This is a genomic window from Micromonospora chaiyaphumensis, assembly GCF_900091435.1.
Lineage (GTDB): Bacteria > Actinomycetota > Actinomycetes > Mycobacteriales > Micromonosporaceae > Micromonospora > Micromonospora chaiyaphumensis.
Genome location: NZ_FMCS01000011.1, coordinates 53,663 through 72,399, shown reverse-complemented (window position 1 = coordinate 72,399; position 18,737 = coordinate 53,663). Strand labels below are relative to the sequence as shown.

Below are 18,737 nucleotides of genomic sequence, written 5' to 3'. Positions count from 1 at the left end.
GTGGGTCTCCTTCTCCTCGGACTTCTCGCAGCGCGCGGTCAGCTCTGGTTCTCGCCCCGGCGGGGCAGCTTCCAGTCGGGCCGGGGGAAGTGGCAGGTGTAGCCGCCGGGATGCTTCTCCAGGTAGTCCTGGTGCTCCGGCTCCGCCTCCCAGAAGGGGCCGGCCGGGGTGACCTCGGTGACGACCTTGCCCGGCCACAGGCCGGAGGCGTCGACGTCCGCGATCGTGTCCTCGGCGACCTTCCGCTGCTCGTCGTCGCAGTAGAAGATGGCGGACCGGTAACTGGTGCCGACGTCACCGCCCTGGCGGTTGAGGGTCGTCGGGTCGTGGACCTGGAAGAAGAACTCGAGAAGGTCCCGGTACGAGAGCTTGTCCGGGTCGTAGGCGATCTCGATGGCCTCGGCGTGGCCCTCGTGGTTGTAGTACGTCGCGTTCGGCACGTCGCCGCCGGTGTAGCCGACCCGGGTGGACACCACGCCGGGCCGTTTCCGGATGAGGTCCTGCATTCCCCAGAAGCAGCCGCCGGCGAGGACGGCCTTCTCCGTCTTGTCACTCATCGCTTCGCCCCCCGTCCGGGTGCTCGAACAGTGCGCGGTACTCGCCGTACCCTTCCCGTTCCAGGTCGTCGCGCCGGATGAACCGGAGCGCCGCGGAGTTCATGCAGTAGCGCAGCCCGCCGGTGGCGACGGGGCCGTCGTCGAAGACGTGCCCGAGGTGGCTGTCGCCGTGTGCGGACCTGACCTCGGTGCGCACCATGCCGAGGGCGACGTCCCGGACCTCGACCACGTTGCGCGGCTCGATGGGCTTGGTGAAGGAGGGCCAGCCGGTGCCGCTGTCGTATTTGTCGACCGACGCGAACAGTGGCTCGCCGGATACGACATCGACGTAGATGCCCGGTTCCTTGGTGTCCCAGTAGGGGTTGGCGAAGGGCCGCTCGGTCCCGCCCTCCTGGGTCACGTGGTACTGCTCGGGCGACAACCGGGAAACTGCCTCCGGGTTCTTCCGGTATTCGTGCGACACCGTCGTTCCTCTCGGCTGGGTCGTCGGCAAGGAAGGCCGGTCAACGAGCTGCACACGCAGCGCGAGTGGCTACCCGGCCTGCCGTCGGCTAACCCCGTCCCGAGATGTCACCGCCTGCGCCGGGCCTCGGCCTCGGTCTCGAGCATGTCGTTCAGCGCCAGGGCCGTGTTGATCAGGGCGAGGTGGCTGAAGGCCTGCGGGTAGTTGCCGATCTGCTCACCGGTCGAGGCGATCTCCTCGGCGTAGAGGCCGAGGTGATTGCTGAAGGTGAACATTTTCTCGAAGGTGAGCCGGGCGTCGTCGAGCCGGCCGGAGCGCGCCAGCGCCTCGGCGTACCAGAAGGTGCACATGTTGAAGGTGCCCTCGTGGCCGGGGAGCCCGTCGGGGGAGTGGACCGGGTCGTACCGGTGGACCAGGCTGTCGGAGACCAGCTCCCGCTCGATGGCGTCGAGGGTGCGGCACCACATCGGATCCGACGGCGTCACGAAGCCGACCGCCGGCATGGAGAGCAGCGCGGCGTCCAGGACGTTCTCGCCGTACGCCTGGACGAAGGACCCGCGGCCCCGGTGGTAACCGCGCGCCATGACCTGGTCGTAGATGAGGTTCCGCTGGCTGGTCCAGCAGGCGACGTCCCCGGGGCGGCCGGTGCGGGCGGCGAGCCGGATGGCCCGGTCCAGGGCGACCCAGGACATCACCCGGCCGAAGGTGTAGTCCCGGGGATGGTGCCGGCTCTCCCAGATGCCGGCGTCCGGCTGGTCCCAGTTGTGGCACAGCCAGTCGATGAGCCGTACCGTGCTCTTCCACACCTGGTGGGAGACCCGGATGCCCTGTTCGTCGGCGACGTGCATGGCGTAGAGGGCCTCGCCGTGGATGTCGAGCTGGAGCTGGTCGGCGGCGCCGTTGCCGATCCGGACCGGCCGGGAGCCCCGGTATCCCTCCAGGTGGTCGAGCACCTCCTCGTGCAGGTCGGACGACCCGTCGACCCGGTACATGATCTTCAGCGGGGCCTGGTGGTCGCCGGCCTCCCGGATCCGCTCGTCGAGCCAGTCCATGTACCGGCCGACCTCCTCGGTGAAGCCGAGGCCGAGCAGCGCGTGCACGGAGAAGGACGTGTCCCGGACCCAGGTGTAGCGGTAGTCCCAGTTGCGCGTGCCGCCGACGAGTTCGGGCAGGGCGGCCGTCGGCGCGGCGATCATCGCGCCGGTGGGCGCGTACGTCATCAGCTTCAGCGTGATGGCGGACCGCTCGACCATCTCCCGCCAGCGGCCGGTGTACCGGGAGCGCTCGACCCACCGCCGCCAGTAGTCGCGCGTCCACTCGAACATCCCCTGCACCTCTTCGAGCGGGACGGCCCGGGGTTCCATCTCGGAGTTCGTCTCCAGCACGACCCCGCCGGTGTCGCCCTGGTTGAGGGTGCCGAACCCGATCAGGTCGCCGTCCTCCAGGTGCATGTCCTCCTTGGCGATGAGGCGGCGGACCGGCTGGACCGGGTTGAAGGTGAGCGACGCGGACGAGCCGCGGAAGACGTACCCGTTCCGGTGCCGCTCCAGCTGCGGTCGCTCGCGCGCGTAGTCGAACCGGGGCCGGCACTCCAGCCGGAACCGCATGCTGCCCCGGACCATGGTGACCATGCGCACCAGGCGGTGCACGTCGGTGGCCTTCTCGCCGGTGACCGGCATGAAGTCCTGGATCTCGGCGACCCCGTCGGCGCTGATGAAGCGCGTGATCAGGATGGGGGTGCCGGGCAGGTAGAGCTGTTTCGTCACGTAGGTGGTCTCGTGCGGCGCGATCCGGAAGAAGCCGCCGCGCTCCCGGTCGAGCACGCTGGCGAAGATGCTGGGGGAGTCGAAGCGGGGTGCGCAGAACCAGTCGATCGTGCCGTCGCAGGTCACCAGGGCGGCGGTCTGAAGATCACCGATGAGTCCGTGATCCTCGATCGGCGGATACTCGCTCACGTCGCCCCCCGTCTCGACTGCACCCTCCCCGCAGTAACCTAAAGGGCAATATTGTCCATGTAAGTCGGATTCGTGAATGCCACCCCTCCGCGTGCTCAGCCGCGCCGGCGGGCGCGCAGAACCGCGTCGTGCAGGGTGCTCCGCCGGCCGTCCGGGGCGGTGACCGACCGGGACCGGGTCTCCGCCACCACGGCCTCCCACCGCGCCGGGTCGAGGCCCGCAGCCATCCCCTCGGCGGTGACGTGCGCCGTCGCCGGAGCGCCGGCCGCCGCGGTGTGCGGATCGGTCGGGTCGTGGCCCACCACGAGCAGCGTGCCGCCGGGCGCGACCGCGGCGGCCAGCCGGGCGACCAGGTCCTCGCCCGCCCCGTGCACGTAGGAGCTGGTCACGAGGTCGAAGTGCCCCTCGGCGGGACGCCAGCCGGCCAGGTCGGCCCGGACCCACTCGATCCGGCCGGCGACCTCGTCGCCCTGTGCCGCCGCGTGCTCGCGAGCGCGACGCAGGGCCCCGTCCGCGATGTCGACCGCGGTGACCCGCCAGCCGCGCGCCGCCAGCCAGATCGCGTCGGCACCCTCGCCGCAACCCGCGTCCAGCGCCGTGCCGGGCGCCAGGTCGCCTACCTCCGCCACCAGGTGGGGAGTGGGCGTCCGCTGGTGCGCCGCGTGCTGGTGGTGGTACCGCTCCTCCCAGTACGCCCGATCGAACTCCGCCATCGCCGCCTCCCCGTTCACAGTCCGTGGCGGCGGTCGCCCGCCACCAGTTCGCTCACCCGCGCCTCGGTCTCCGCCGAGAACACGTCCCGCCGCCGCGCCTCGACCGCCCGGCGGGTCTCCTCGGCGACCAGGTCGCCGTTGATCGCGGCGGCCGCCAGGGCGCCCGCCGCCGCTGCCGCGCCGACCTGGGCGGCCGGGTCGGTGACGTTGCCCGCGACCCACACCCCGGGCACGTCGGTACGCCCCATCGGGTCGGCGGGCACGTGCTCGCCGGCCCCGGACGGGTGCGCCACCGCCCGCAACCCGAGCGCCGCCAGGAACCCGGCCCGCGCCACCATCCGGGGTCCGGCCACCAGCACCTCACGCGCGACCAGCCGGCCGTCGCGCAGGCGTACCCCGGCCAGCCGGTCCGCCACGACCTCGACCGATGCGACCTCGCCCTCGACCACCGGAACGCCCCGCGCGGCCAGCTGTTCGGCCTGCTCGTCGCCGAGCGGCGGCGCGGTGTGGCGGAGGAACACGACGTCGTCACTCCACTGGCGGAACAGCAGCGCCTGGTGCACCGACAGCGGCCCGGTGGCCAGCACCCCGATCGGCCGGTCGCGCACCTCCCACCCGTGGCAGTACGGGCAGTGCACCACGTCCCGGCCCCACCGCTCGCGCAGTCCGGGCACCTCGGGCAGCTCGTCGACCAGGCCGGTGGCCACCAGCAGCCGGCCGGCCCGCACCCGCCGGCCGCCGGCCAGCACCACCGTGAAGTCCTCCCCGTCGCGGGTCACCGTGTCGACCTCACCGTCCGCCAGGTGCCCGCCGTAGCGGCGTACCTCGTCCCGGCCGCGCGCCAGCAGCTCCGCCGGGGGCATGCCGTCACGGGCCAGCAGCCCGTGCACCCCGTCGGCCGGCGCGTTGCGCGGGCTGCCCCCGTCGATCACCAGGACCGACCGGCGCGCCCGGGCCAGCATCAGCGCACCGCTCAACCCGGCGGCGCCGCCGCCGATCACGACCACCTCGTACCTCTCGGTCATCCTGACCACCTCCTGCCGGCAACGATGCGGCGGTGGTAGCCGCACCCGCAAACCTTGTTGCTGTTCTGGCAAACTGGTGGAATGGACGACGACCTGGACCGGGCGCTGGACACGGTCGGCCCCCGGCTGCGCGCGCTGCGCCGCGAACGAGCAACCACCCTGGCCGACCTGTCGGCCACCACCGGCATCTCGGTGAGCACGCTGTCGCGGCTGGAGTCCGGCAGCCGCCGCCCCACCCTGGAACTGCTGCTGCCCCTGGCCCGGGCGCACGGCGTGACCCTCGACGAGCTGGTCGGCGCCCCGCCCACCGGCGACCCGCGCATCCACCTGCGGCCGGTCACCCGGCACGGCATGACCATGCTGCCGCTCACCCGCCGGGCCGGCGGCATCCAGGCGTACAAGCTGGTCATCCCCGCCGGCGGGCGGCCCGCCGAGCCCACCCCGCAGACCCACGAGGGGTACGAGTGGGTCTACGTGCTCAACGGCCGGCTGCGGCTCGTCCTCGGCGAGCACGACCTGGTGCTCGCGCCCGGCGAGGCGGCCGAGTTCGACACCCGGGTGCCGCACTGGTTCGGCCGGGCCGACGACGAGGCGGTCGAGTTCCTCAGCCTCTTCGGCGCCCAGGGCGAACGCGCCCACCTCCGCGCCCGCCCCCGCACGGCCTCCTGAAGATCGCTTTTTGAAGATCTTGGTACAGAGTGGCCCCTATTGGGGCCGTTCCCTACCAAGATCTCGCCGGTGCGCCCTGGCTCGCGTGACCTTGGCCACCCTCGCGCCGGATCCCCGCTCAGGGGCAGGTCATCTGCCGTTACCCGGCGGTTAAGGTGGGCTCGCGAAGTCGCTTCCCCGGACCCCGGGGTGCGGCTTCGTAGTGCTTCACGGGATCCGTGGAGCCCAGCCGTCCCGACGTTCTCCGGGCCAACCGAAACGGGACGGCTGCACCCCCACCCGCCCGGCCGGCATGACCGGCTGGGCCAACCCGGAACGGAGTAAGGCCACGCCATGAGCGTGTCTACGCAGGATCCTGCTGCCCCGGTGGAGCCGGCGGAACCCGCCGCGCAGAGCCGCCTCGACCGCTTCTTCGAGATCACCCGACGGGGCTCGACGGTCCGGCGCGAGGTGCTCGCCGGGCTCACCACCTTCGCGACGATGGCCTACATCGTCGTGCTGAACCCCCTGATCATCGGCACCGCGCCGGACGCCGACGGCAAGACGCTGGGCATCCCGGCGGTCGCCGGGGTCACCGCCCTGGTCGCCGCGGTCATGACGATCATGATGGGCATCGTCGGCCGGGTGCCGTTCGCGGTGGCCACCGGTCTCGGGCTGAACGCCTTCGTGGCGTACGCCGTCGCGTCCCAGATGAGCTGGGCCGAGGCCATGGGCCTGGTCGTCATCGAGGGTCTGATCATCACCGTGCTGGTGCTGACCGGGTTCCGGAAGGCCGTCTTCCGGGCCATCCCGGCGGAGCTGAAGGCGGCCATCGCGGCCGGCATCGGCCTGTTCATCGCGCTGATCGGCTTCGTCGACGGCGGCCTGGTCCGGGCCGGCACCGGTGTGCCGCTGCAGCTCGGCTCGGGCAGCAACGGCACCCTGCACGGCTGGCCCACCGTCGTCTTCGTGGTCGGCCTGCTGGTCACCGGCATCCTGGTCGCCCGCAAGGTGAAGGCCGGCGTCCTCATCGGCATCGTGGCCACCACGGTCGTCGCGGTGATCGTCAACGCGTTGGCCAAGCCCGGCGCGGCTCTCGTCGACGGCAAGCCCAACCCGGACGGGTGGCGGCTCAACGTGCCGACCCTGCCGGACCCGCTGGTCCAGACGCCCGACCTGCACCTGCTCGGCAACGTGTCGTTCGGCGCGTTCGCCCACGTCGGCCTCATGACCGCGCTGCTGCTGGTCTTCACCCTGGTGCTGGCCGACTTCTTCGACGTCATGGGCACCACGGTCGGCCTCGCCAAGCAGGCCAACCTGGCCACCGAGGACGGCACCGACATGCCGCGCCTCGGCAAGGTGCTCTTCGTCGACGGCGTCGCCGCGGTCGCCGGTGGCGCGGGCAGCGCCTCGTCGGCCACCACGTACGTCGAGTCCTCCTCGGGCATCGCGGACGGCGGGCGGACCGGCCTGACCAGCGTGGTCACCGGCGTGCTCTTCCTGGGCGCGCTGCTGCTCACCCCGCTGGTGTCGCTGGTGCCGAGCGAGGCCGCCGGCCCGGCGCTGGTGGTCGTCGGCGCGCTGATGATCCGCCAGGTCAAGGACATCGACTTCACGGACGTGGGCGTCGCCGTCCCGGCGTTCCTGACCATGACGCTCATGCCCTTCACCTACTCGATCACCAACGGCATCGGCGCCGGCTTCGTGAGCTGGGTGGCGATCCGGGTGGCGCAGGGCAAGGCCCGGCAGATCCACCCGCTCATGTGGGCGGTGGCCGCCGCTTTCGTGGTCTACTTCGCCATCAACCTGGTCAAGGCCGTCACCGGCGTCAGCTGACCGGTTCTCCGCCGCGCCCCCGTTGCCCGTTGGCCCGAGGCAACGGGGGCGCGGCGTATCCGGATCATGGGTTAGAGTGCCCGGGCGCGGACACGCGACCGTCGTGGGCGCAGGGGGATGAGGCCATGGATTGCCATGAGCTCCCCCTGCCATGCCCTTTTCCGGGTCGCGACTCCTGACTGAACGCTCACCGCGACCCGGGTCACTCCATGACCTTGGAGAATCGCGTTGTTCATCTCTGAACTGACCACCGAACGACTCGTGCTGCGCCCCTGGCCGGCCGAGGAGGCCGCCGCCGTCGTCGCCGGTGAGCGTCGCCCGCACTGGGCGGCGGACTTCCCCGCCGACGGCGAGCGAGTGATCGCCGGCATCATCGCCGGCAACCCGGACCGGCCGCACGGCCACCGGCTCATCATCGAACGGGAGACCGGCCTCACCGTGGGCGGCATCGGGATGTTCCTGCCGCCCACCGACGGGGCGGTCGAGTTCGGCTACGGCATCGTCGAGTCCCGGCGCTGCCGGGGCTACGTCACCGAGGCGGTGCGTGCCCTGGTGGCCGACACCCGCACCCTGCCCGGGGTGACCCGGGTGTTCGCCACCGTCGACCCCGCCAACATCGCGTCGGTGCGGGTGCTGGAGAAGGCCGGCCTGCGCCGGGACGGCACCGTCGACAGCGACGAGGGGCTGCTGCACCGGTACGTCGCCGGGTAACGCCGAGCGCAACGGCCCGGCGGCGGGGCGACCCGCCGCCGGGCCGTCCGTCGTTGAACGGGCGTGAGCTACGCGGACGTCGACGGGGTGCGGCTCTGGTACGAGATCCACGGCGGCGGGCGCCCGCTCGTCCTGCTGCACGGCGGGTACGGGTCGACGGAGATGTTCGCGCCGATCTTGCCCGAGCTGGCCGCGCGCCGGCAGGTCGTCGCGGTCGACCTCCAAGGCCACGGCCGCACGGCCGACGTGGACCGGCCGCTGCGTTACGAGTCGATGGCCGACGACATCGCCGCGCTGCTGCGGCACCTCGACCTGCCGGCCGCCGACGTGCTGGGCTACTCGCTCGGCGGCGGGGTGGCCCTGCGCGCCGCGATCCAGCACCCGGCCCTGGTCCGCCGCCTCGTGCTGGTCTCCACGCCGTGCCGGCGCCGGGGCTGGTTTCCGGAGGTGCTCACCGCGATGGCCGCCCAGGACGAGCGGATCGCCGAGCGGATGCGCGGCACCCCGGCGCACGAACGCTACGAACGGGTCGCGCCCCGCCCGCAGGACTGGCCGACCCTCTGGGCGAAGACCGGCGAGCTGCTGCGCCGCGAGTACGACTGGTCCGCCGAGGTGGCCGCCCTGCCCATGCCCGTGCTGCTGGTGTTCGCCGACGCCGACTCGATCCCCGTGCGCCACGCGGCCGAGTTCTTCGGGCTGCTCGGCGGCGGCCACCGCGACGCCGGCGGGGACGGCACGGGCCGGCCCGCGTCCCGGCTGGCCGTGCTGCCCGGGCTGACCCACCACGACATCGTCGGCTCACCCGCCCTGCCGGCGGCCGTGCTGCCCTTCCTCACCCACGAGGTGCGCGCCCCCGAGTGACCCGGCGCCGCCGGAGCAGCCGCGCGGCCACCAGGCCGCCGAGCACCAGCGCCGCCGCCCCGGCGGCCCACCAGAACCGGCCGCCCGGTCCGGACGGCGGATCCGCCGCGCGGACGCGCCCGGCGCGCACCACGGCGTCCGCCACGTCGATGGCGAGCACCTGGTCCGGGGCGGTGAGCAGCGTTGTCGGCGTGGCGGCCCCGGGGGTCAGGCCCAGCACGCGGACCGTCTGCACGTTGGGATACACGGTCCGCTGGTCCATGTCGACGGGCCCGTCGAAGCGCTCCGGCGAGTCCGGATCGGGCCGGTAGCCGACCACCAGCGCGGATCCGTCCGGCCACCAGCCCAGCAGTCGGATGGTGGTGACACCGTCGACCGCGGGCAGCGCCAGCACGCCGAGGTCCCGGCCGCTGGCCGGGTCGACCCGGCGCAGCCGCCACCGGGTGGTGTCCGGGTCGCGGCTCACCAGGGCCAACGACCCGTCCGGCAGCCAGGCTCCCTTGCCGGCCAGCCCGCTCTCCGGCGGCAGCGGGAACGAGGTGACCTGCCGCCCGTCGGTGCCGGTCACGAGCACCTTGTCGCCGACCTGGAAGGCCAGGCGGGACCCGTCGGCGGTGAACGCGACCGGGGCGCCGAAGATCGGCAGCTGGTCGGTCTCGAGCAGCCGCACCGCCCGGCCGGTGTCCAGCCGGACCAGGCTGAGCGTGTCGACGTAGGCGCTGCCCTCCGGGTTGGCCGCCGTGGTGTCCCGCACGACCAGGGCGGACCCGTCCGGCGCCCAACCGGCCGGCCGGGTCAGGCTGCTGCCCGGCCGCGGGCTCGCCAGATGCCGCACCGTGCCGTCCACCAGGTCGACGAGATCGATGCCCGGGTGCCCGGGGGAACCGGCCGGAACGGCGATCCGCCGCCCGTCGGGGCTGAGCAGCACCTGCTCCCCGGCCGGCGCCTCGAAGCCGACCGTCCAGGTCCGGTAGCGGTCGGCGTCCGCCCCGACGATGCCGACGGTGCCGTCCTCGTCGATCAGGCCCGTGAGCCCTCGCGCCTGCCCGCTGAAGATCAGCGCCGCCGGGCCGAGCCGGGGCCGGTCGGTCGCGTGCAGCGAGCCGAACGGCGGCAGCCCGATCCGGTCCGGCAGCGCGGGGCCGTCCACACCGGCCGGAGCGATCGAGGGCCGGTCGCCGCCGCGCGCCGCCACCGGCACGAGCGCCACCAGCACCAGCACCGCAGCGACCGCCGCCGCCATCCGCCGCCGGGTGCGGCGCGCGGTCCGCACCGCACGGTCGTGCACCGGGTACGCGGGCACCTCGGCCGCCGCCTCCCGCAGCGCCTCCCGCAGCCGTACGCTCATCGCCCGCTCCTCTCCGGCGTCGGCTCCCACAGGTCGGGGACGAGGTCGCGGAGACGGCGCACGGCGTCGTGCCCGTGCCGCTTCACCGTGCCCACCGAGCAGCCGAGCACCTCGGCCACCTGCGCCTCGGTCAGGTCCTCGTAGTAGCGGAGCACCACCACGGCCCGCTGCCGGGCGGTGAGCCGGCCCAGCGCCGCCACCACGCTGAGCCGCAGCGCGGTGTCCTCGGTGTGGTCGCCGCCGCCCCGCTCGACCGGCGTCGCGTCCAGCCGTTCCGCCACCCGCCGCCGGCGCCACCACGAGACCTGCTGGTGGTACATGACCCGGCGCACGTACGCCTCCGGGTCCCCGTCGTGGATCCGCCGCCAGTGCCGGTACGTCCGGGCCAGCGCGCTCTGCAACAGGTCCTCGGCGTGCTGGTGGTCGCCGGTCAGCAGGTACGCGGTCCGCGACAGCGCGGGCGACCGCTGCACCACGAACTCGTGGAACGTCTCCGACATGCCCACCCCCTCGCCCCCTAGGAACGCGTGTCACCCGGCGGATGGTTGAGGCCGTCATTCGACCACGCTTCGCCGGTACGGCCCCCACCCCACGAACCGCTCGAACAGCTCGCGCGGCGTGGGCCCGTCGTGCGGGTTCAGCCGGAACAGGTCGTGGGTCGCCTCGTGGTAGAGCCCGGACAGGTAGACGGCCAGATCGACCGGGTGATCGGCGTACTCGACCTTGAGCAGCAGCCGGGCCTGGGCGCAGGGCCAGGGTGCCCCGCACGCCCGGCACAGCCACAGCGGCCGGATCGGCAGGTGCGGCGGCCGGTCCGGCGGGTAGGCGCGCGGCCGGTCGGGGTGCGGCCCGAGCCGGGGTACGGGAAGCATGGCGCCGCTCATCACGACCTTCCTTGTCACGGAGGCTGAGGTCGGGGCCGCCCACGGCATCGGGGGAATCGGGGGCGGCCCCGCGGCGGGCCGGACGGGATGCGGCCCACCGGTGACAGTCTGTTGAGGACAGCACTACGCTCGGAAGCCGCCGAGGCTGATCGTGAAGACGTCGGGTCGGCCGACACCGAAACGCGGCGACGCAGGGAAGGTCGCCGAGAAATTGGGGAGGAAGCGTGGAGAGCGAGCCGACGGTCGACCTGATCCGTGCCCAGCTACGGCGCCTGCGAGTGAAGGCCGAGTTGAGCCAGGAGGAGTTCGGGAAGCTGGTTCACTTCTCGGGTTCCCAGGTGTCCGCGGTCGAACTGGGCCAACGGCCGCTTGACCGGTTCTTCCTTCAACGTGCGGACGAGGTGCTGGCCACCGGCGGCCTGCTGACGTCGCTGCTCAAGCTCGCCGATCGCGACGGCCAGCCGAGTTGGCTACGGCCCTGGCTGGAAGCGGAGCGGCAGGCACAGCAGCTCCGCTGTTACCAGCCGACTCTGATCCCAGGGCTGCTGCAGACGCAGAACTACGCCCGCGCAGTCATTCGCTCGGCGGACACCCTGACGGACGACGAGGTCGAGCAGCGCCTCAACGTCAGGCTGGATCGGCAGTCCATCCTCTCGCAGCCGAATCCGCCGCAGTTCATCGCGGTGATCGAGGAAGCCGTCCTGCGTCGTGCCGACGAAAGTTTCAAGGGCATCATGGCCGAGCAGACGGCGCACCTGATCGCCTGCGCCGCTAAGCCGCACATCAGCGTGCAGGTCATCCCCGTGGAGGTGAGTGTGCATGTGGGACTGATCGGGCCGTTCGTCCTGGGTAGAGACGCGAACGGCGGCTGGGTCGGTCACCTGGAGACTCAGCTCGGCGGCGTCGTCGTCGACAGAGATGAGGATCTAGCTATTCTGCTGTCGAGGTGGGAGAGCGTCCGCAACGAGGCGCTGTCCCGCCGCCAGTCGATCGAGCTGATGAAGGAAGCGGTGACATCGTGGAGCTGATCGGCGCGCAGTGGCGGAAGTCAAGCCGTAGCGGCCAGGGGGAGTGCATCGAGGTGGCCGACAACCTGCCTGATGTGGTCGGCGTCCGGGACAGCAAGGACCCCGCCGGTCCGGCCCTCATCTTCACCCCGCAGACCTGGCGCGCCTTCGTCGCCTTCGCGAAGCGGGGCTGATCCGGCCGTTCTCAGTCCATCCGGCGGGCGAGCCAGGGCAGCAGCGCGTCGCCCTGCAACCGCTGGAACGCCCGGACCGTCGGGATGCCGGGCGGGGGCGGCTGGCGGGCGCCGTCCAGGAAGAAGCCGGTGAACCCGGCCAGCACCCCGGTCACGTCGGCGGCGTCCACCCCGGCGGTGAGCGACCGGGCGGCCAGCAGCGCCTCCGGGTCGTGACCGCCGTGCACCTGCACGTTGATCAGGGTCAGCAGGCTGTCCAGCCAGGCCGGCCCGCGGCAGGCCAAGGGCCAGTCGACCACGGTGACGTCGCCGTCCGGGCCGATCAGGAGGTTGTCGGCCCGGATGTCGACGTGGCAGAGGGTGTCGCCGGCCAGCGCGGCAAGCCCCCGGTCGGCGGCCGCGCACAGCTCGGGCAGCCGGGCCGCGGCCCACGGGTCCAGGTCGGCCGGTGGGTCGTCGGCGAGCCGCCGCCAGCCGCCGAAGTCGTACCCCAGTTGCTCGGTCGCGGTGGCGACCACCGCGGCGGGTGCCGGGGTGAGCACCCCGGCCATCGCCTCCAGGGTGGACAGCACGACGGCCAGCTCCCCGGCGTCCCACGGCGTGACCGGGTGACGGCCCTCGACGTCGCTGAAGACCAGCGCGATCCAGTCGCCGTCGTCGTGGCTGCCGAGCAGCCGGGGCGCCGGCGCGGCCGGTGGCAGCGCGGCGGCGATCCGCGCCTCCGCCCGGTGCAGCGTGGGGCTGCGGTCGTTCTGCGCGGGGCTGACCGCCTTGACGAAGGCCCGCCCGCCACCGGCGGTGCGCACCCGGTCGGCGGTGCCGGGGGAGAAGCCGCCGTGCTGTGACTCGGCGGCCACCACCCGGTCGCCGAGGATGTCCTCGACCGCGGCGCGGACGGGCGCGGGCAGGTCGGCCCAGCGGATCCGGCTCTTCGTCAGGCTGGTCACCGATCCACCGTGCGCGACCCGTCCGGCCGCGGGCAACCCGATTACCGCGCCCCGGCGGTGTAGCGGAGCACCACCACGCCGGTGTCGAACGGCCGGGTCCCGGCCAGCGTGAACCGGGCCGGCTCGAAGCCCCGGTCGACCAGCGGGATGCCGCGGCCGACCACGACCGGGTTGAGCTTGACCACCAGCTCGTCGACCTCGTCGAGGAGCTGGCCGGCGAGCTGCCCGCCGCCGCAGAGCCAGATGTCGCCGCCCGGCTGGGCCTTCAGCTCGCGGACGAAGGCCACCGGGTCGCCGGCGACGATCTCGACCTGCGGGTCGTCCGACGGGGGCAGCGAGCGGCTGAAGACGTACTGCTTGAGGTGCGCGTAGGGGCTGGTCACGCCGATCTTCAGCGCCGGGTCGTAGGTGGCCCGGCCCATGAGCAGGGCGTCGAAGCGGCCGGCCGGCGGCGAGGCGATGCCGAACTGGGCGTGGGTGAACGTGGGGAAGGTCTGGGGCCACTCAGCGGCCAGGTAGGCCGCCACCTCCGGCTCCAGCGGGAGGAAGTCGTAGGACCCGTCGGGGGCGGCGATGAAGCCGTCGAGGGTGCTGGCGACGTAGTACACGAGCTTGCGCAAACCGACTCCGATGTCCGGGATCAACCACGACGGCTGTCGTGGTCGAGGGAGAATGTACAACACCTGTCGTGGTTATTGCTAGGGTGTCTTCATGGCCAGGAACCCGGAACGCCGCACGCTGCTCGCCGACGCCGGGCTGCGGGTGCTCGCCGCCGCCGGCGCGCGCGGCCTGACCCACCGCGCGGTCGACGCCGAGGCGGGCGTGCCCACCGGCACCGCCTCCAACTACTTCCCGTCCCGGGCCGCGCTGCTCGCCGCGCTCGGTGAACGGATCTTCGACCGGATGGCGCCCGACCCCGCGGTGCTGGCCGACCTCGGCCGGCGCGAGCCCTCGCTCGCGCTGGTCACCGACTACCTGCGCTACATCGTCGAGCGCACCACCCGCGAACCCGATCTCACCCGGGCCCTGTTCGAGCTGCGCCTGGAGGCCTCGCGCCGCCCCGAGCTGCGGGCCGCGCTCGGCGACGTGCTGCGCCGGGGGTACGCCGACGACGTCGCCTTCCACGTCGCCGCCGGGCTGCCCGGCGGCGCCTTCGAGATCGCCCTGCTGCACTACGCGGTCGACGGTCTCCTGCTCGACCTGCTCGCCACCTCGATCGACGCCGGGTTCGACGTCGATCAGGTGGTGTCCGCCCTGGTCTCCCGTCTGGTCGCCGAGCCGGTCGCCTGACCTGATCCCGCCTCCCCGAGGGCCAGGCCCCCGCGGAGCGCCGCGCCGAGGGCCCGCAGACCCATGTAGAGCGGCATGGAAGCGGCGGCCGCCACGTCCTCGGGAAGGCAGTCCAGCGAGTCCGGGTCACGGCGGAGCCGTTCGAGGTCGAACGCGCAGTCGACGGTCAGGCGCTGGACGTACGGCGTCTCCACCAGCCGCACGTCGGTGCCGTGGAGATCGTCCGAGGAGACGTCGAGCATCGTCAGGCCCACGTACTCCGGCTTGGCCCCCCGGTTGAGCCACCGGAAGTAACCCAGCACCCAGGTCCGCCCGAGCTGGTGCGGGGCGAGATGGCTCTCCTCCATCAGCTCCCGGCGCATGGCGGCGGCCAGGAACTCGACGAAGGTCTCCCCCGAAGGCCGGTCGTGCACATCGGTCAGGTCCACCGAGCCCGAACCCGCCGGCGCGGCGAGCCCCCCGCCGCTCACCGTGGCTGCGGGCTGTTGCCAGCCCAGCACGAGCTTCCGGTCGGTGGTCAGCGCGAGCGTGGAAACCCCGATGACGTTCGCCAGCCTGCTCTCGGAGAGCGTCAACAGCCGCCCGTCCTCCGCGTAGGGCAGTCGGTTGCCGTCCACGTGGACCGCCCCGGTCCGGCGGTCCACCACCCGCCACCCGGAGAGGTAGTTGGAGCACATCAGGGAGTAGTAGTCGGTGCCGCTCAACCGGACCTCGCCGCGCCGCAGCAGCTCCGGCGTCAACTCGTCGTCCTGGCGGACCAGTCGCCCGTTGAACGTCGTCCCGCGGCGGACCCGGGCCGCCAGGATCGCTCCGGTGTGGGCGGCCACCCGCTTCGGCAGCGCGTGGCGGTCGGCCGACCAGAGATAGCCCGCGTCCGCGTCGCGCAGGGCCTCGTCCACATCGGGCCGGCACCACGCCAGCTCGCTCGGGTCGGTGGGAAGCCGGACCAGGCCGGCGGGGGCGACCACCGGCGGTGTGGCCGTCGTCCGGCTCCGCACGAGTGCCACGCCGCCCCGGCGGAGGGCCACCCATTCCGGTGCCAGCAGGATCACGGACAGCAGCACACCGGCCAGCCCGGCCAGCAACGCCGGCACCGATCCGAGCGGGGTCGACACCAGGCCCAGCAGGCCGAGGAGGAAGCTGACCACGGCCGCGTACCAGGTCCACCGGTGCCGGGCCAGCGCGAGCCGCAGCTGCCACCGACTGCGGACCCCCACCAGCAGCAACCAGAGGCGCTCCTGGCGCAGCCCGGGGCCTGACAGCCTCCCCATCTCGCACTCCTGTTCCCCACCACGAACCCACCGCGGGCGCACACGCTAGCGGAGAACTTCCGCACCGGCTGTCCGGTTTCGGCAGGAGCCGCCCCAGGCATGTACCCCCGGCCACGGGGAACGCCGACCGGGACGCACCTGGGGAGGAGCGACGATGACGGATGGCGCCGGACTGACCATCGGTGTGCTCGGCTCGTACGGCGGTCGCAACCTCGGTGACGAGGCGATCCTCACGGGCCTCCTGGCCGACCTGCGTGAGCAGGAGCCGAACGCCCGGATCATCGTCTTCTCCCGGAACCCCGCGCACACCGCGCTGGAGCACCCGGACGTGGAGGCCGTGCCCTGGGAGGGCGTCAGCCGGGTCGACTCGGCGGCGGTCCTGGCCCAGCTCGACCTGCTCGTCCTCGGCGGCGGCGGGATCCTCTACGACAAGGAGGCCCGGCGCTACCTGCGGGTGGTCCGGGTCGCCCAGGAACGCGGCCTGCCGCTGCTCACGTACGCGGTCGGGGTCGGCCCGCTCAGCGAGGGGGTGGACACCGGGATGGTGCGGGAGACCCTGGGCAAGGCCACCGAGGTGACCGTGCGGGACCAGGAGTCCCGGATGGTGCTGGAGGAGGCCGGGCTGCTGAACCCGATCACCGTCACCGCCGACCCGGCGTTCCTGCTCACGCCGGAGGACTTCCCGGAGAGCTGGCTGCGCGAGGAGGGCGTGCCGGCCGGCAAGCAGCTGGTCGGGCTGAGCGTCCGCGAGCCGGGCCGGGCCGCCGAACGCCTCGACGTCGACGGCTACCACCGGCTGCTCGCCCAGATCAGCGACTTCCTGGTGCACCGGATCGACGCGTACGTGCTCTTCGTGCCCATGGAGCGCGACGACATCCGGCACTCGCACGGCGTGATGTCGCACATGGTCGCCGCCGAGCGGGGCCGGATCCTGCACAACGACTACTCGCCCCGGCAGGTGCTCGGCCTCATGAAGCACTTCGACCTCGCGGTCGGCATGCGGCTGCACTTCCTGATCTTCGCGGCCATGATGGGCACCCCGTTCCTGCCCCTGCCGTACGCGGGAAAGGTCTTCGACCTGGCTCAGCGGCTCGGGGTGCCGGCGCTGCGCGGCGTGGAGCGCGAGGTGGAGGGCCCGCTGCTGGCCGAGGTGGACCGGTTGTGGGACGAGCGCGACGCGCGGGCCGACGAGACCGCCCGGCGGGTGGCCGCCGTGTGCGAGCAGGCCCACGGCACCTCCCAGGTCACCCGCGGTGTGCTGGAGAGCCTGCGGACGCGGACGCTGACCCGGGCCACCGCCTGACCGGCGGTCAGGCCGCCGGACCCCGCCAGGTGTAGACCCAGGTGCCCTCGCGCTGGTCGTCCGTCTGCAGCTCGTAGATCTGGGCGTGCGCGAGTCCCTCGGGCCCGAGGTGGTGGTGGGTCAGCGGAGGGCGGTTGTTGCTGTCCAGCTCGACGGTGACGGTCTCGCCGTCGGCCGTGCCGCCCACCAGAGGGATCTGCACCGTGGATGCCATGCGCCCCATCCTGCCCCGGGGATCGCCGCCGCGCAGCGGGATGCGGGGGCAGCGGGCCGGCGGTCCCGGCGACTAGGGTCCGGGGATGGCGGAACCGGCGATCGACCCCACCATCGGTCCGATCCTCGCCCGCACGGGCGACGAACGGGCCATCCTCGAATCGTTCCTCGACTTCCACCGGGCCACGGTGCTGCGCAAGGTCCGCGGCCTCTCCGACGCCGAGGCGACCCGGCGCCTCGTGCCCACCCGCACCACCCTCGCCGGGCTGCTCAAGCACCTCGCCCTGGTGGAGCGGAACTGGCTGCCCTGCCTGTTCGCCCCCGAGCCGGGCGACGTCTATCTCACCAGCGAGGCCGACGCCGAGGCCAGCTTCACCCTCGACCCGGGCGAGACCGTCGAGGGGCTGGCCGCCGGCTACCGGGCCGCCTGCGACCGGTCCCGCGCCGTGGCCGCCCGGTTCGACCTCGACCACGTGGTGCCGCACCCGCAGCTCGGCGAGGTGTCGCTGCGCTGGGTGCTCGTGCACCTCATCGAGGAGACCGCCCGGCACGCCGGGCACGCCGACATCCTGCGCGAGCTGACCGACGGCGAGACCGGGGCGATCTGACCCGGCTCAGTCCCGGGGCAGCAGCCCGGCCGGATACTCCATGCCGTCGTGGGTGCAGGCCGCCGCGGCCACCCGGGCGGCGTGCCGGGCCGCGTCCAGCGCGGTGGCGCCGCGCAGCCGGGCGGCGATCAGGCCGGCGGCGAACGCGTCGCCCGCGCCGTTGGTGTCGACCACGGCTGCCGGCGGCGTGGTCGCGGGCACGTGGACCGGCGGGGTGTCCGGGCCGTGCAGGGTGGCGCCCGCCGCCCCGCCGGTGACCAGCACCGTCCTCGGCGCCAGCCCGGCCGCCACCTTCCCGGCCCGGTCACCCAGCCGGACGTCGCTGACGAAGACCAGGTCGGCCGCCTCGGCGAAGGGCCGGTGGTAGTCGTTCTCGCCGTCCCAGTCGTGCAGGTCGGTGGAGAGCGTCACCCCGGCGCCGAGGGCCGCCCGCAGGGCCGGCAGCGCGTCCCGGGCCCAGTCCATGATCGACACGTGCACGTGCGCGGCCCCGCGCACCAGCCCGGCCAGCTCGGCCTCCGCGAACGGCGCCGGGCCCGACCACGGGCGCGGGTCGTAGAGCGACATCCGCCGGCCGCCCGGGTCGACCAGGTTCACCGAGCGGCGGGTGCCGGCCGGCGCGTCGGCCAGCACGGCGCGTACCGAGGTGCGGGCCAGCGCCGCCCGGACCACGTCACCGGCCGGGTCGGCGCCCAGCACGTCGACCAGCGCCACCCGCAGGCCGAGCGCGTGCGCGGCCAGCGCCACCCCGGCACCGGTGTTGCCGATCCGCAACTCGATCGGGGGCACCGCCAGCGAGTCGGCGGCCGGCAGCGGCAGGGCGGGCACCCGGGCGCGGATGTCCACGCCCAACCCGCCGATCACGAGCAGATCGACCATGGCGCCGACAGTAGTCCGCGCCGG

22 protein-coding genes are annotated in these 18,737 nt (G+C 73.3%); 9 read left to right on the top strand and 13 right to left on the bottom strand.

The window, feature by feature from the left end; translation table 11 throughout:
* Window positions 1–38: 38 nt before the first annotated feature.
* The 5 genes from msrA to GA0070214_RS25935 all read right to left on the bottom strand — a co-directional run bounded on the left by msrA (window position 39) and on the right by GA0070214_RS25935 (window position 4,713).
* On the bottom strand, window positions 39–557 hold the full coding sequence (msrA, locus tag GA0070214_RS25955) for a peptide-methionine (S)-S-oxide reductase MsrA (protein ID WP_091269127.1): 519 nt from the start codon (window positions 555–557) through the stop codon (window positions 39–41).
* Window positions 550–1,020, bottom strand: a complete 471-nt coding sequence (gene msrB / locus GA0070214_RS25950; RefSeq protein ID WP_091269126.1) for a peptide-methionine (R)-S-oxide reductase MsrB — start codon at window positions 1,018–1,020, stop codon at window positions 550–552. The genes msrA and msrB overlap by 8 nt, the downstream gene beginning before the upstream one ends.
* A 107-nt stretch (window positions 1,021–1,127) precedes the next feature.
* Window positions 1,128–2,975: a glycoside hydrolase family 15 protein gene (locus GA0070214_RS25945; RefSeq protein ID WP_091269125.1), complete on the bottom strand. Its 1,848-nt coding sequence runs from the start codon at window positions 2,973–2,975 to the stop codon at window positions 1,128–1,130.
* A 95-nt stretch (window positions 2,976–3,070) separates the two neighbouring features.
* Window positions 3,071–3,688 (bottom strand): class I SAM-dependent methyltransferase, encoded by a 618-nt coding sequence (locus GA0070214_RS25940; protein WP_091269268.1) that lies wholly within the window; start codon window positions 3,686–3,688, stop codon window positions 3,071–3,073.
* 14 nt (window positions 3,689–3,702) lie between these two features.
* Window positions 3,703–4,713 carry an NAD(P)/FAD-dependent oxidoreductase gene (locus GA0070214_RS25935; protein WP_091269124.1) on the bottom strand — a complete coding sequence of 337 codons (1,011 nt, stop codon included), beginning with the start codon at window positions 4,711–4,713 and terminating at the stop codon, window positions 3,703–3,705.
* Between the two features lie 81 nt (window positions 4,714–4,794).
* Between GA0070214_RS25935 and GA0070214_RS25930 the strand changes: the two genes are divergently transcribed.
* The 4 genes from GA0070214_RS25930 to GA0070214_RS25915 all read left to right on the top strand — a co-directional run bounded on the left by GA0070214_RS25930 (window position 4,795) and on the right by GA0070214_RS25915 (window position 8,769).
* Window positions 4,795–5,382 carry a helix-turn-helix domain-containing protein gene (locus GA0070214_RS25930; protein WP_091269123.1) on the top strand — a complete coding sequence of 196 codons (588 nt, stop codon included), beginning with the start codon at window positions 4,795–4,797 and terminating at the stop codon, window positions 5,380–5,382.
* A gap of 333 nt (window positions 5,383–5,715) precedes the next feature.
* Entirely contained in the window at window positions 5,716–7,197 is a 1,482-nt protein-coding gene (locus GA0070214_RS25925) for an NCS2 family permease (protein ID WP_091269122.1), read from the top strand.
* A 228-nt stretch (window positions 7,198–7,425) separates the two neighbouring features.
* Complete coding sequence (locus tag GA0070214_RS25920; protein ID WP_208602905.1) at window positions 7,426–7,908, top strand: GNAT family N-acetyltransferase; 483 nt, start codon at window positions 7,426–7,428, stop codon at window positions 7,906–7,908.
* 63 nt (window positions 7,909–7,971) lie between these two features.
* Entirely contained in the window at window positions 7,972–8,769 is a 798-nt protein-coding gene (locus GA0070214_RS25915) for an alpha/beta fold hydrolase (protein ID WP_091269121.1), read from the top strand.
* On the opposite strand, the gene GA0070214_RS25910 is transcribed toward GA0070214_RS25915, so the two are convergent.
* The 3 genes from GA0070214_RS25910 to GA0070214_RS25900 are packed head-to-tail and all read right to left on the bottom strand — an operon-like array spanning window position 8,741 to window position 11,001.
* Window positions 8,741–10,117: a TolB-like translocation protein gene (locus GA0070214_RS25910; RefSeq protein ID WP_091269120.1), complete on the bottom strand. Its 1,377-nt coding sequence runs from the start codon at window positions 10,115–10,117 to the stop codon at window positions 8,741–8,743. The two genes, GA0070214_RS25915 and GA0070214_RS25910, sit on opposite strands and share 29 nt — an antisense overlap.
* Window positions 10,114–10,617, bottom strand: a complete 504-nt coding sequence (locus GA0070214_RS25905; protein WP_091269119.1) for a SigE family RNA polymerase sigma factor — start codon at window positions 10,615–10,617, stop codon at window positions 10,114–10,116. The genes GA0070214_RS25910 and GA0070214_RS25905 overlap by 4 nt, the downstream gene beginning before the upstream one ends.
* A gap of 54 nt (window positions 10,618–10,671) precedes the next feature.
* Window positions 10,672–11,001, bottom strand: coding sequence for a hypothetical protein (locus GA0070214_RS25900; RefSeq protein WP_091269118.1), 330 nt, complete (start codon window positions 10,999–11,001; stop codon window positions 10,672–10,674).
* A gap of 224 nt (window positions 11,002–11,225) precedes the next feature.
* On the opposite strand from GA0070214_RS25900, the gene GA0070214_RS25895 reads away from it, so the two are divergent.
* Window positions 11,226–12,029: a helix-turn-helix domain-containing protein gene (locus GA0070214_RS25895; protein WP_091269117.1), complete on the top strand. Its 804-nt coding sequence runs from the start codon at window positions 11,226–11,228 to the stop codon at window positions 12,027–12,029.
* Window positions 12,020–12,202 (top strand): DUF397 domain-containing protein, encoded by a 183-nt coding sequence (locus GA0070214_RS25890; RefSeq protein ID WP_091269116.1) that lies wholly within the window; start codon window positions 12,020–12,022, stop codon window positions 12,200–12,202. The genes GA0070214_RS25895 and GA0070214_RS25890 overlap by 10 nt, the downstream gene beginning before the upstream one ends.
* 11 nt (window positions 12,203–12,213) lie before the next feature.
* Here GA0070214_RS25890 and GA0070214_RS25885 read toward each other — a convergent pair whose 3' ends face one another.
* Window positions 12,214–13,149: a phosphotransferase family protein gene (locus GA0070214_RS25885; protein ID WP_208602904.1), complete on the bottom strand. Its 936-nt coding sequence runs from the start codon at window positions 13,147–13,149 to the stop codon at window positions 12,214–12,216.
* Window positions 13,150–13,190: 41 nt separating this feature from the next.
* Complete coding sequence (locus tag GA0070214_RS25880) at window positions 13,191–13,769, bottom strand: dihydrofolate reductase family protein (RefSeq protein ID WP_091269115.1); 579 nt, start codon at window positions 13,767–13,769, stop codon at window positions 13,191–13,193.
* Between the two features lie 91 nt (window positions 13,770–13,860).
* On the opposite strand from GA0070214_RS25880, the gene GA0070214_RS25875 reads away from it, so the two are divergent.
* Complete coding sequence (locus tag GA0070214_RS25875; protein ID WP_091269114.1) at window positions 13,861–14,439, top strand: TetR/AcrR family transcriptional regulator; 579 nt, start codon at window positions 13,861–13,863, stop codon at window positions 14,437–14,439.
* Here the strand turns inward: GA0070214_RS25875 and GA0070214_RS25870 are convergent.
* Window positions 14,388–15,710: a hypothetical protein gene (locus tag GA0070214_RS25870; protein WP_139141906.1), complete on the bottom strand. Its 1,323-nt coding sequence runs from the start codon at window positions 15,708–15,710 to the stop codon at window positions 14,388–14,390. The genes GA0070214_RS25875 and GA0070214_RS25870 overlap by 52 nt on opposite strands.
* A 154-nt stretch (window positions 15,711–15,864) precedes the next feature.
* On the opposite strand from GA0070214_RS25870, the gene GA0070214_RS25865 reads away from it, so the two are divergent.
* Window positions 15,865–17,013 carry a polysaccharide pyruvyl transferase family protein gene (locus tag GA0070214_RS25865; protein ID WP_091269112.1) on the top strand — a complete coding sequence of 383 codons (1,149 nt, stop codon included), beginning with the start codon at window positions 15,865–15,867 and terminating at the stop codon, window positions 17,011–17,013.
* Window positions 17,014–17,020: 7 nt separating this feature from the next.
* On the opposite strand, the gene GA0070214_RS25860 is transcribed toward GA0070214_RS25865, so the two are convergent.
* Window positions 17,021–17,227: a hypothetical protein gene (locus GA0070214_RS25860; protein WP_091269111.1), complete on the bottom strand. Its 207-nt coding sequence runs from the start codon at window positions 17,225–17,227 to the stop codon at window positions 17,021–17,023.
* An 85-nt stretch (window positions 17,228–17,312) separates the two neighbouring features.
* On the opposite strand from GA0070214_RS25860, the gene GA0070214_RS25855 reads away from it, so the two are divergent.
* A complete protein-coding gene (locus GA0070214_RS25855; RefSeq protein WP_091269110.1) occupies window positions 17,313–17,834 on the top strand; it encodes a DinB family protein in 522 nt (173 codons plus the stop codon).
* Between the two features lie 6 nt (window positions 17,835–17,840).
* Here GA0070214_RS25855 and GA0070214_RS25850 read toward each other — a convergent pair whose 3' ends face one another.
* Window positions 17,841–18,713, bottom strand: a complete 873-nt coding sequence (locus GA0070214_RS25850; protein ID WP_091269109.1) for a carbohydrate kinase family protein — start codon at window positions 18,711–18,713, stop codon at window positions 17,841–17,843.
* Between the last annotated feature and the right edge of the window lie 24 nt (window positions 18,714–18,737).

What these genes read in the sequence shown, in the direction of transcription:
- msrA (WP_091269127.1), bottom strand. Translation starts at nt 557, where the DNA reads ATGAGTGACAAGACGGAGAAGGCCGTCCTCGCCGGCGGCTGCTTCTGG.
- GA0070214_RS25940 (WP_091269268.1), bottom strand. Translation starts at nt 3,688, where the DNA reads ATGGCGGAGTTCGATCGGGCGTACTGGGAGGAGCGGTACCACCACCAG.
- GA0070214_RS25935 (WP_091269124.1), bottom strand. Translation starts at nt 4,713, where the DNA reads ATGACCGAGAGGTACGAGGTGGTCGTGATCGGCGGCGGCGCCGCCGGG.
- GA0070214_RS25930 (WP_091269123.1), top strand. Translation starts at nt 4,795, where the DNA reads ATGGACGACGACCTGGACCGGGCGCTGGACACGGTCGGCCCCCGGCTG.
- GA0070214_RS25925 (WP_091269122.1), top strand. Translation starts at nt 5,716, where the DNA reads ATGAGCGTGTCTACGCAGGATCCTGCTGCCCCGGTGGAGCCGGCGGAA.
- GA0070214_RS25910 (WP_091269120.1), bottom strand. Translation starts at nt 10,117, where the DNA reads ATGAGCGTACGGCTGCGGGAGGCGCTGCGGGAGGCGGCGGCCGAGGTG.
- GA0070214_RS25905 (WP_091269119.1), bottom strand. Translation starts at nt 10,617, where the DNA reads ATGTCGGAGACGTTCCACGAGTTCGTGGTGCAGCGGTCGCCCGCGCTG.
- GA0070214_RS25900 (WP_091269118.1), bottom strand. Translation starts at nt 11,001, where the DNA reads ATGAGCGGCGCCATGCTTCCCGTACCCCGGCTCGGGCCGCACCCCGAC.
- GA0070214_RS25875 (WP_091269114.1), top strand. Translation starts at nt 13,861, where the DNA reads ATGGCCAGGAACCCGGAACGCCGCACGCTGCTCGCCGACGCCGGGCTG.
- GA0070214_RS25870 (WP_139141906.1), bottom strand. Translation starts at nt 15,710, where the DNA reads ATGGGGAGGCTGTCAGGCCCCGGGCTGCGCCAGGAGCGCCTCTGGTTG.
- GA0070214_RS25865 (WP_091269112.1), top strand. Translation starts at nt 15,865, where the DNA reads ATGACGGATGGCGCCGGACTGACCATCGGTGTGCTCGGCTCGTACGGC.
- GA0070214_RS25860 (WP_091269111.1), bottom strand. Translation starts at nt 17,227, where the DNA reads ATGGCATCCACGGTGCAGATCCCTCTGGTGGGCGGCACGGCCGACGGC.
- GA0070214_RS25855 (WP_091269110.1), top strand. Translation starts at nt 17,313, where the DNA reads ATGGCGGAACCGGCGATCGACCCCACCATCGGTCCGATCCTCGCCCGC.
- GA0070214_RS25850 (WP_091269109.1), bottom strand. Translation starts at nt 18,713, where the DNA reads ATGGTCGATCTGCTCGTGATCGGCGGGTTGGGCGTGGACATCCGCGCC.